General features: G+C 57.2%; 8 protein-coding genes, 1 tRNA gene and 1 pseudogene. All 10 read right to left on the minus strand.

Going from position 1 to position 8,385, the window contains the following annotated elements; translation table 11 throughout:
* Positions 1-104: 104 nt before the first annotated feature.
* Positions 105-449 carry a hypothetical protein gene (locus PKKP23_RS32785; RefSeq protein ID WP_126880006.1) on the minus strand — a complete coding sequence of 115 codons (345 nt, stop codon included), beginning with the start codon at positions 447-449 and terminating at the stop codon, positions 105-107.
* Between the two features lie 78 nt (positions 450-527).
* A complete protein-coding gene (locus PKKP23_RS32790) occupies positions 528-1,679 on the minus strand; it encodes a hypothetical protein (protein ID WP_126880007.1) in 1,152 nt (383 codons plus the stop codon).
* A 210-nt stretch (positions 1,680-1,889) separates the two neighbouring features.
* A complete protein-coding gene (locus tag PKKP23_RS32795) occupies positions 1,890-3,089 on the minus strand; it encodes an inovirus-type Gp2 protein (RefSeq protein ID WP_126880008.1) in 1,200 nt (399 codons plus the stop codon).
* A gap of 923 nt (positions 3,090-4,012) precedes the next feature.
* The gene (locus PKKP23_RS32800) at positions 4,013-4,216 is read right to left on the minus strand and encodes a helix-turn-helix transcriptional regulator (protein WP_126880009.1); all 204 of its coding nucleotides are present in this window, start codon (positions 4,214-4,216) and stop codon (positions 4,013-4,015) included.
* Positions 4,217-4,486: 270 nt separating this feature from the next.
* Complete coding sequence (locus tag PKKP23_RS32805; RefSeq protein ID WP_240659264.1) at positions 4,487-5,347, minus strand: hypothetical protein; 861 nt, start codon at positions 5,345-5,347, stop codon at positions 4,487-4,489.
* A gap of 84 nt (positions 5,348-5,431) precedes the next feature.
* Positions 5,432-6,634 carry a tyrosine-type recombinase/integrase gene (locus PKKP23_RS32810; RefSeq protein WP_126880010.1) on the minus strand — a complete coding sequence of 401 codons (1,203 nt, stop codon included), beginning with the start codon at positions 6,632-6,634 and terminating at the stop codon, positions 5,432-5,434.
* 191 nt (positions 6,635-6,825) lie between these two features.
* A tRNA-Thr gene (locus PKKP23_RS32815) sits at positions 6,826-6,901 on the minus strand.
* 19 nt (positions 6,902-6,920) lie between these two features.
* On the minus strand, positions 6,921-7,433 hold the full coding sequence (locus PKKP23_RS32820; RefSeq protein ID WP_126880011.1) for a ClpXP protease specificity-enhancing factor: 513 nt from the start codon (positions 7,431-7,433) through the stop codon (positions 6,921-6,923).
* A gap of 115 nt (positions 7,434-7,548) precedes the next feature.
* Entirely contained in the window at positions 7,549-8,160 is a 612-nt protein-coding gene (locus PKKP23_RS32825) for a glutathione S-transferase N-terminal domain-containing protein (protein ID WP_006052302.1), read from the minus strand.
* A gap of 94 nt (positions 8,161-8,254) precedes the next feature.
* A pseudogene (locus tag PKKP23_RS32830) lies at positions 8,255-8,385 on the minus strand (cytochrome c1); the annotation flags it as partial.

An 8,385-nucleotide genomic window follows, 5' to 3' on the forward strand; every position in this document is an offset into this window, starting at 1 on the left:
AGCACGACACAGCCAAAGAAGGAGCGAAAGAAGACCCAGATACCCACCGAATAACCCGCAAAGCTGGTCCAACGGGTGGGTCAGAATTCAATGCAAATCGTGGGTCAGGCTTCCGTGCAAATCAACAGAAGCGACCAACTATCGAACAGATTGTCGTCGATACCCGGCTTCGCGCGCTCCTTGCTGCGCCGGTCCACGATCTCCAGGACCAGCTTGCCTTCTTCGAGCCCTTTTGCGTGGCCGGTCTTGTGTCCGTCCTTCTCCCCCGCTCTCTTTCCCTTTACATAGCCGATTGCATGGCCCTGCTCGAATGACGGATCATGCCGCGCACCAAGGCGCGTTAACGCCCACGCGAGCAGCGAAGAGAGGACGCGTACTCGAAAGGGTTGCTCCTCGGGTGAAACAAGCAATACGGACGATTGCGATTCGCTCTGGTCAACTTCGGACAAGATGACGCCTTACGGGAAAGGTTGTTGTTCAATACCACGTGACGTGTCCTATTTTGACAGAGATGAGAAAGACAAATGTCAATTGCTGAGCCCCGCCAGACTGCGCACATCCCCGAAGCGCGCAATGTAGAGGCGGTTCAACCGGATCGCCTTGGATTGCCCGCACTTGAGAAACTTACGGATCGACGCCAGATTGCGCGTCAGACGACCCGCGGCGACCTCCTCATGGATCTTCGCGATCAGTTGGTCGTCTTCTGACATGGCGACATCGGGACTCGAGTCGTTCACGATCGACTCTTTCTCGCCTGCGGTCGCGACCTGAGTCGTGGCTTGCGCAACGCAACCAGCCGGCGTCACCTCGAGTATCGGCGCGACTGTCTCCTGGTGCATCACGGTCGTATGCGACTCGGGTGCGACAGCCTTGCGACTGGGCACGACCGTCCCGAGTCCCACAAAGTACCAGGCGAAACACGCCAGCCCTTCGAGTACCACCACACATGCCAAATCCCGCAGCAGACTCTGTCGTGCTTCAGTCGTGCCGAGCCAGTGTGCGACCATCGCAATGCCGGGTTGGGCACGGCGCGATTCGCGCAGCACTTCGGCGCGACTGGCCTGGTCGCGCAGCCAGTCCTGTTCAGTCGCACGACGCTTCGCCTCAGTCGCTTCGGCATTGAGGGTCGCGAGCTCGGCGGACAGCGCCGCCTTGCGGATATGCAAACTCGGACACTCTCCCGTGCAGCGACGCACTTCGACGTGCGCCAGCTCGATACTAACTTTCGCGATGTCCTGCGTGATCGTCGTGAGACTGCGACCACGCGCCCCGTCCGCGACCGACGGCGTCGCGACGATCGGGACGGTTTGCGCCCGTTGATCGGCGGCATGCTGCTGCGCGCGCGCGAGGACATCCATCTGCCCTGTCAGTACAACGTACAACGCGGCGAACCACAGGGCGACCAGGATCATGCGTGCGGCCCACCGGACGTAGCGCCACAGCATCGGCACCACATTCACGCATAGCACCGCGCCCACCGATACCCCAACACTCCAGACCTGCTCCGTCACCGTAGCGGCACGTTGCATTCCCCCGAATACCGTAATGCCCAACGACATTGCAGAGGTGAGCAGCGCCACAGCCAGCATGATCTTCCGTATCGTGCGCGGCGCCATGGTGGCGGTATTTTTGTTCGTCGGCAAAGCACCTGCCGACAGATTGAGAGTGATGTCGCTCATTGTTCAGATCCTTCTCGCACCCGACAGCCGCGACAAAGACGTGTTGTCGCATCCAGTTGCATCAGCGTCGTATCGTCAGCAGACAAAGCAAACGAGTCGTGCCAAGTGAAAGGACCGCCAGAAGCCGGTTACAGCCCCCTGGCGACCTTCGCAAGAGATCGCCCACGCTTACCCCAGCTGGCCAATGCGGCAGGGCCGTTATAGCCCGATTTATTCGTCCTGCTCCACATCCAGATTCGCCGCGTCCACGTTCGGCTCATCAAGCGAACCGGAATCGAACGAAGCCACTTGCTCACCGCCTGCCGAATCGCCGTTGCCCTTGACTTTCACCACACGCGGACGGCCCGGCTTCTTCTTTTCCTCGACCTGGCTCGTGCCGAACAGGCGGCTGTGCTCGCCGTACTTCATCTTGAGGAACTGGTCGGCCTTCGTCATGTAGCGAATGTTCTCGCGCAGTGCTTCTCGCTTGGCGTCGTCGTCCCAGTTGATCTCGCCCGTGCCGATGCCGTGACCGTACTTCTCATGGAACGCCTTGTTCGCATTCGAGTTCCAGTACTGGCCCTTGTCCTCCGTCACCTTGACCCAGTACTCGCCGAGTTGCTGTGCGATGTACACGTCGCGGCACGAATCGGCTGTGTAGAAGATCAGCACATGCAAGTGCAGACCGGACTCGTCGCCCTCCTCGAGCTTCCAGATGTAATCGACAATGCCGCGCAACAGCTTGTTCGTGCGGCAGTTGTTGAGGAACTTCTTGCGGTGCTTCTGGATTTCCTCGAACGTGACCTGTGCACGGTACGGCTGCTGATAGCCGAAGTGGAGCATCAGCACGAGCTGGCGCGACTTGTTCTCGAACACCTTCTGCTCGATCGCCAGCCCCTTCGCCTCGTTACGCTCTGCATTGCGCCGACGCACCCGCAGACGCTCGCGGAACTGCTTCGAGCCAACGATCTCGGCAACCTTCTTCACGACGTCGTTAAACGTCTCGCCGTGCGTCTTGCCCGTGCTGCGCTCAACCGAGCCGGGATCGCGGAATGTGAAGGCGAAAGGATGCAGACCCAACGCCTCGAATGCTTCGCACAATGCCGACACGTGCGGGCTGTAGATGTGGCGCTCTGCGTAGGCGAAGTTCTGGAAGAACGCCTTCATCGGGTAGAAGAAGCGCTTACCCAACGGCTTAGGCACCACAACGGGCTTATTCCATTTGCTGCGCGTGATCTCGAAGCCCACTGCGTCCTTCGAGAACTCGATCTCACGCACCAGCGCTTCCATGGAAGCGAGCGACGTTCTCATCAGATCAAAGCTCGGCAACAGCACGATCTTCTCTTCGCCTGCAATCTCGGCGCGTTCTGTGTTTCTCACCCACTCGCCATATTCGTAAATCTTCTTGAAGTCGTCTTCTTCGAAAGACATTTTTAATTACCTTTTATCTGGATTATGTGAGCGCATCGCACGTGCTGCTCACTGCTGGTTGTGCATGAATGAACAGCGAGAACATCATCTGCTCATTGCTTTTGGGTGATGCCTGACTGTCGACCACTAATGGCTCTCCACCTCGTAGAGGGTGGAGCGTTGATCAAATATTCGTAGAGCGAATATCCACTCAGGAATAGATAGTGTATGGATACCCTCTGATCTACCTTAGCTAGCTATGAAATACCTTGTATTACATAAGACCCATAAATTGGCTTAATCAAAATCTTAAAGATTCACGCAGCTTCGAGATTCCGAAAGCCGGCGGCAACCGGGAAATTCTTCTCCCTGCTCATATACATACTTACGCCCGAAACAAGAGATCGAAACACACCCTGCCGATAGCCAGAGCATCCTGGTCCATTAAGCATTCGATAAGTACCCCCACTACCACCCACATGATGGGTGGCATTGGCCTTTGGTCGCAAATTGTTTAGGATTCGTCGTAGCTTGTGTACGTTGGACGCAGTTTGTATCGATTTCCTTCTCTTAGATCGCAGCTTTCTGCTGCCCAATCGCGCTGACCGTCTGCTGCCAAGTGATGCGTTGACCACAGAACGACACGCCCCTGTGTCTGCCGTACGCCCAATGCACCATGATCGATTCGTCACGGCACATCGCGTCGCAGACATTCCTTATTCATTCGTACGCTATAAACCCTCACGTTACCGAGCACACTGCTTGATCCGGATTACGCCTACTCTCGGCAAATCTCGCGTATCCGGCTTTGGCACCGACGCCGACAATTCCTCCTTCGACAGGCAAGAGCTCTTCAAAAGACAACCGCCAAGATGCCTCGCACGGCTATTAATCTCGCACGCTATCTAGAGGTACGCCGTGACTTTCATATCACCGCTCACCTCTTACCCCTTCTCAATATTGGACTTCATCTTGAGATAATTGGCTGTCGCTTCACCAAGGATGCGAGTTGCGCTACCAATTTTGAACGGCTTGGGAAGATCACTGCCTTCGCGCTTCCACTCTTCGTAGATCCAGGATTTTGACTTGGCGATGATCGAGCAAAATTGCTTCACACTGAGAACCGGCGGGATTTCATCCAATGTCATTCGACACCTTTCATTCGCATAAACGACAGCAGGTCGCGCTCAGCGCGTTGGTAGTGCTGCGTCGGTTGTTACAGAACGAAGGTGGGCCCAGCTACCCTCCATGAACCACACCTGACCTGCCTGCATCGATCTGTGCTGCTCTGCACTGCACTGAACGATGAACGCATGGTAAGGAGGCAGCTTCGCCGAGTCTCTACAGCCACTAAAAGAAAAATTTGGGCATAAAAAAACCCCTCGGCAGAGGGGCGTGGACATGCGTGCAATGATGCGTCAGACCTTGTGCTTGGGCTTGACGTGATGCTGGAACCTTTCCGGCTCTGCCTTGATCCAATCCTCGACGGTTCTCGGAAGATTTTCAACTTTTAGATGGCATGACTCGACCAAACGAAAATAAGAGTCATTTAACTCTATGACAACAGCCTTGATCGCATCCTTGGTTGACTCCCATCCTTCTGTCGGGGCCAGGGATTTCAGCAATTCAGTAACCTTTTCCTTTACAGGTTCACGACGAAGACCCGTCGCACTGCCGCCGGTGCCGGCGCGCTCGATGAAACGACCGCTGGGGTTAGCAATGAACATATCCACATGTGACCAGTAAAGCCCTCGCTCGGCACTGCGCGATGCCTGTTCCAAGTCATTCCTCGCCAACGCTCCGGTTCCTTCCATGACGTGGGCCATTGCCATGACTGGTGCAAAGAAATGAGCGTCGTATCCGTACTTACCAAGCGCCCGTATAGGAATTTCGCTTCGAAACTCGAGATCTTCTGCCGAGTGGCCGGATTTCATGACCTCTTCGAGCGCGTCCACCCAGTCTTGCCACCTTTCTTCGAGTGAGTTCTTTGAAATATAATTTTCGACGGATGCTTCAACAGCGTTCAGCTTTTCCCGCAACTCGGCGCTCGACCCAAGAGGATTTAAAAGTTTTCTTGGCGGCGTCCGTACGTTCCATTCCCCGTTATCAGCTCGCGTACCTTCCATCGTGATCATTAGAGGCTTTCGGGAATCTTGCCGATACAGCGTGACCTTCAGCGAAAATCTCACCGCGTCCGTCGTTTTGAGAAGATCCCAAATCACCTTGATCTTCTTCTCCGCCTCGATCACAAAATCCGGTTTCCTGATTTTCACGTCCATTCCATCTCGTTATGGTCGACACCCGTCAGCATCTTTCCCGAATACAGTCAAACGACTGCTAGGCTCGGATACTTCCGCAGCGACTTAGCTGACCTCTACGCCGGTATCTTCCTTGAGCTTTTCCAGATAGTCAGCCCATTTCTGCATCATTACCCTACGCTCCTTGATGAACTTGGTGCGGTTATAAGCTTTGCCGAGCGTATCGGGGACGGCATGAGCAAGCTGGTGCTCGATCACTTCGGGCTTTTGTTCCAATTCTTCGTGAAGAATCGTGCGTGCCATCGCCCGAAAGCCGTGCCCGGTGATTTCGGTCCGCGTGTCGTAGCCCAAACGACGCAGAGCCGCATTGATTGCGGCATCGCTCATCGGGCGTTGAGCCGAACGCGCTCCCGGAAAAACATAACGACCGCCGCCGGTCAGCGCGTGTAGCTCCCACAGAATCTGAACGGCTTGCGTTGCGAGCGGAACCAGATGCTCGGTCTTCGTCTTTGTGACAAGGTATCGCCACTCGCCCTTATCAAGATCGAACTGAGCCCACTCGGCCTTTCGCAGTTCGCCGGGTCGAGTAAACAACATGGGCGCAAGCTTGAGCGCGCACAGGACAGGAAACGTACCGGAAAACCCGTCGAATGCCCGAAGCATGGCGCCGACCTTAGCGGGCTCGGTAATCGAAGCGAAGTGCGTCGTCTGCGCCGGCGGGATGGCGTTGACCAAATCACGAGCCGGGTCAAACTTACAATAGCCTTCCTTGATTCCATAGCGGAATGCGCGACTGATCTCGCCACGGACCTTGTGAGCCGTGAAACGAGCACCACGGCTGTCGATCCGCTTAAGGACCGTCAGAACTTCAGGGGCATCAATTTCCGCTACCGGTCGCTTGCCGATCCAAGGGAAAACATCCTTTTCGAAGCGGGCCTTGGTCTTCGCCATCGACCCAGCCGTAACGTACGGCTTGAGTTCATCCATCCAGCCAAGCGCAACTGCCTCGAAGGAATTGGTCGCTGCCAGACGTATCGCCCGCTTATCGGCCTTCTTCGCTTCGCCGGGATCTATGTCAGCCGCGAGCTTCTTCCGCGCGTCCTCGCGCTTCTCGCGCGCAGCGGCCAACGAAACGTCCGGATAGACGCCCAGCGCGAGCCGCTTTTCCTTGCCGGCGAAGCGATACTTGAGCCGCCAGTATTTCCCGCCTGAGGGAGCGACCTCCAAGTACATGCCGCCGCCGTCAGCAAGGCGATATGGCTTTTCGCGGGGCGTCGCTTTACGGACGGCGATGTCGGTCAATGGCATGGAGCACCTTACAAGCCAAGGGGGCATTTTTCTCGGGGGCTCTTATCAGATGCCCAGATTCCCCCGGAGGTGCCCCCACATGCCCCCGGATTCAGACGGGCATCGCTGGACAACGCTGGAATAAAAAAACCCGTGAAGCCTTATGCTATCACGGGTTTCTGGATTTCCGAGGACTCCCTCGGATGGGTATTTGGTGCCGGCTGCAGGACTCGAACCCGCCACCTGATGATTACAAATCAACTGCTCTACCAGATGAGCTAAGCCGGCGTAAGACCGCGATTCTACTTCATTTCACGACCTTGAGGTGCCCGCGGCCGCCCTTCGCGCCGTCGTCGCCGTTGTGAGGCCCCGGCTCCTCTCGCGCTTCGGCCACACCGGCGTCCCGCGCCGTAGCGCCCGCGCCCTGCGCATCTTCGCTCGCCGGGAGTTCGTCCAGAACATCCTCTTCTTCGGACGAAAGCACTGCGTCGCCGGCGCCGCCGGCCGGTGCGTCGACGGGAAACGCCATACCCTGACCGTTCTCGCGCGCATAGATGGCCAACACGTTGGCCACCGGCACTTCGATCTTGTGCGACTTGCCCGAGAAGCGGGCATTGAATTCGATCAGCTCGTTGCCCATCTGCAGCTGGCTCGTGGCCTGGAAGCTGATGTTCAACACGATCTCGTTGTCCCGCACGAACTGGCGCGGCACACGGGTGTGGTTATCGACGCGCACGGCAATGTGCGGTGTGTAGCCGTTGTCGGTGCACCATTCGTACAGCGCCCGCAGCAGATAAGGCTTCGTGGAAGTCTCTTGCATCAACAATCCTTTTGCGAGGACAGCGGCAACGCCCCGATTGTCCGCTCGCCCACCGTGAGCCGCGGGCGGACGTTCGGCCGCGGCGTTGCCGCCCCTGCCGTCCCGCCGCCCCAAATCAGCGGCGCATCACCTTCTCGGACGGCGTCAGCGCTTCGATGTAGGCCGGACGGCTGAAAATACGCTCCGCGTACTTCATGAGCGGCGCGGCGTTCTTCGAAAGCTCGATGCCGTAATGGTCGAGGCGCCACAGCAGCGGGGCGATGGCCACGTCGAGCATCGAGAACTCTTCGCCCAGCATGTACTTGTTCTTCAGGAAGATCGGCGCGAGTTGCGTCAGGCGGTCGCGAATCGCGAGGCGCGCCTTCTCGTGGTTCTTCTCCGCGGCCTTGCCTTTTTCGTTTTCGAGCGTGCCGACGTGCACGAACAGCTCTTTCTCGAAGTTCAGCAGGAACAGACGCGCGCGGGCGCGTTGCACCGGGTCGGCCGGCATCAGTTGCGGGTGCGGGAAGCGCTCGTCGATGTACTCGTTGATGATGTTCGACTCGTACAGAATCAGGTCCCGCTCCACGAGAATCGGCACCTGACCGTACGGATTCATCACGGCGATGTCCTCCGGCTTGTTGAACAGGTCGACATCGCGGATTTCGAAGTCCATGCCCTTTTCGAACAGCACCAGCCGGCAACGCTGGGAGAACGGGCAGGTAGTGCCGGAGTACAGAACCATCATGATTTACGTTTCCTCAAAAAACTCAAAGGCCAGCGCGCGAAAAACCGTCCAGCTGGTTTTTCCCTGCGCCGGCCCCACGTCGGTCAGGACGTGACTATTTGATCTCTTTCCAGTAAGCGGCGTTCAGTCGCCAGGCAAAAAAGCTCAGCAGGCCCAGGAACAGCAGCACCCACACCCCGATCTGCCGGCGCGCCTTCTGCTGCGGCTCGGACATCCACGACAGGT

Source organism: Paraburkholderia kururiensis JCM 10599 = LMG 19447 (assembly GCF_003986935.1).
Lineage (GTDB): Bacteria > Pseudomonadota > Gammaproteobacteria > Burkholderiales > Burkholderiaceae > Paraburkholderia > Paraburkholderia kururiensis.